A 2,500-nucleotide genomic window follows, 5' to 3' on the forward strand; every position below is an offset into this window, starting at 1 on the left:
GTCCACAATTCCGGCTGGGTGGCCCGGCGGCGACCTACTCTTCCGCGCCTTGAGGCGCAGTACCATGGGCGCTGGGGAGTTTCACGGCCGAGTTCGGGATGGGATCGGGTGTATCAGCCCCGCGATGGCCACCGGGCCACCGAGCCGGAAATGTGGAGGAGACGGATGGTATGGTGAGTTGGGATTGGTGAGTTGAGTGTGTGTGAGTGCGGTTTGATGCTGCGTGCGGTGATTGGCTTTGCGGCCGTTCCGCGGTGTGTGTGTGATGAGATCGTTTGGGCGATTAGGACCGCTTAGCTGCATCCGTTGCCGGACTTTCACATGCGGCCTATTGACGTGGTGGTCTTCCACGGCCCTTGGGGAGACCTCGTTTAGAGGCTGGTTTCCCGCTTAGATGCCTTCAGCGGTTATCCGTTCCGTACTTAGCTACCCAGCGATGCTCCTGGCGGAACAACTGGTGCACCAGAGGTACGTCCATCCCGGTCCTCTCGTACTAGGGACAGATCCTCGCAAGTCTCCAACACCCATGGCAGATAGGGACCGAACTGTCTCACGACGTTCTAAACCCAGCTCACGTACCGCTTTAATCGGCGAACAGCCGAACCCTTGGGACCTGCTCCAGCCCCGGGATGCGATGAGCCGACATCGAGGTGCCAAACCTCCCCGTCGATGTGGACTCTTGGGGGAGATCAGCCTGTTATCCCTAGAGTACCTTTTATCCGTTGAGCGATGGCCCTTCCACGCGGGACCACCGGATCACTAAGGCCGACTTTCGTCTCTGTTCGCGCTGTCGCGCTCACAGTCAGGCGGGCTTATGCCTTTGCACTCAACAGCCGATGTCCGACCGGCCTGAGCCCACCATCGCGCGCCTCCGTTACACTTTGGGAGGCGACCGCCCCAGTCAAACTGCCCACCACGCAGGGTCCTGGCCCGGGCTTACCGGGCTCAGTTAGACACCAGAAAGGCGCAGGGTGGTATTTCAAGGTTGGCTCCGCCGAAGCTAGCGCCCCGGTTTCATAGCCTCCCACCTATCCTACACAGCCCCTTCCTGGTGCCACTGCGAAGTTGCAGTAAAGGTTCATAGGGTCTTTCCGTCTGACCACGGGTACCCCGCATCTTCACGGGGAATTCAATTTCGCTGAGCCCATGCTGGAGACAGTGGGGAGGTCGTTACGCCATTCGTGCAGGTCGGAACTTACCCGACAAGGAATTTCGCTACCTTAGGACCGTTATAGTTACGGCCGCCGTTTACCGGGGCTTCGGTTCGGAGCTTGCACTCCTCCCCTTAACCTTCCGGCACCGGGCAGGCGTCAGACCCTATACGTCATCTCTCGATTTCGCAGAGCCCTGTGTTTTTACTAAACAGTCGCCACCCCCTGGTCTGTGCCACCCACGGATGGTTGCCCAACCGTGGGTCTCGCTTATCCCGAAGTTACGCGAGCAATTTGCCTAGTTCCTTCAGCATGGTTCTCTCAAGCGCCTCGGTATACTCAACCAGTCCACCTGTGTCGGTTTCGGGTACGGTCTGTATGTCAGAGCTATTTCCTGGAGTGATCCAGCCGCACGGCCAATCCAATAAGGCCGCACGGAACTTCACACTCGTCACTTCTGACAGGCCCAGGAATATTCACCTGGTTTCCATCGGCTACGGCTGTCGCCCTCGCCTTAGGGGCCGGCTCACCCTGCGCGGATTGGCCTTGCGCAGGAACCCTTGGACTTTCGGCGGGAGAGGTTCTCACTCTCCTTGTCGCTACTCATGTCCGCATTCGCACTTCCGATACCTCCAGCAAACCTCACGGTTCACCTTCGCAGGCTTACGGAACGCTCCGCTACCGCGCTCATTGCTGAGCACCCACAGCTTCGGCACGTGGCTTGAGCCCCGTTACATTTTCGCCGCAAGACAGCTATTAGACCAGTGAGCTATTACGCTTTCTTTAAAGGATGGCTGCTTCTAAGCCAACCTCCTGGTTGTTTTGGCCGTCTCACATGCTTTCCCACTTAGCCACGATTTGGGGGCCTTAGCTGGTGGTCTGGGCTGTTTCCCTCTCGACAATGGACCTTAGCACCCACTGTCTGTCTGCCGCCCTGTACTCGCCGGCATTCGGAGTTCGGTAGGGTTTGGTAGGACTTTGGGTCCCCCTAGCCCTTCCGGTGCTCTACCTCCGGCGGTAATCGAACGACGATCTACCTCAATAGATTTCGCGGAGAACCAGCTATTTCCGAGTTTGATTGGCCTTTCACCCCTAGCCACAGCTCATCCCCGACTTTTTCAACAGGCGTGGGTTCGGCCCTCCAGTGCGTGTTACCGCACCTTCAGCCTGGCCATGGCTAGATCACTCGGTTTCGGGTCTTCTGCCGGCAACTCAGCGCCCTGTTCGGACTCGCTTTCGCTGCGCCTACACCTAACGGCTTAAGCTTGCTGCCAACAGAAACTCGCGGACCCATTATACAAAAGGTACGCCGTCACCCCAGAGCTTGCGCTCAGGGCTCCGACTGCTTG

The 2,500-nt window shown here is 58.4% G+C and carries 2 rRNA genes (1 of these 2 cut by a window edge); both read right to left on the reverse strand.

Going from position 1 to position 2,500, the window contains the following annotated elements:
- Positions 1 to 21: 21 nt before the first annotated feature.
- A 5S ribosomal RNA gene (rrf, locus tag QMO56_RS26460) occupies positions 22 to 136 on the reverse strand.
- Positions 137 to 262: 126 nt separating this feature from the next.
- Positions 263 to 2,500 (reverse strand): 23S ribosomal RNA (locus tag QMO56_RS26465); it runs 507 nt beyond the window's last position.

This window comes from Roseomonas sp. E05 (genome assembly GCF_030063475.1).
In the GTDB taxonomy this organism is placed as follows: Bacteria; Pseudomonadota; Alphaproteobacteria; order Acetobacterales; family Acetobacteraceae; genus Pseudoroseomonas.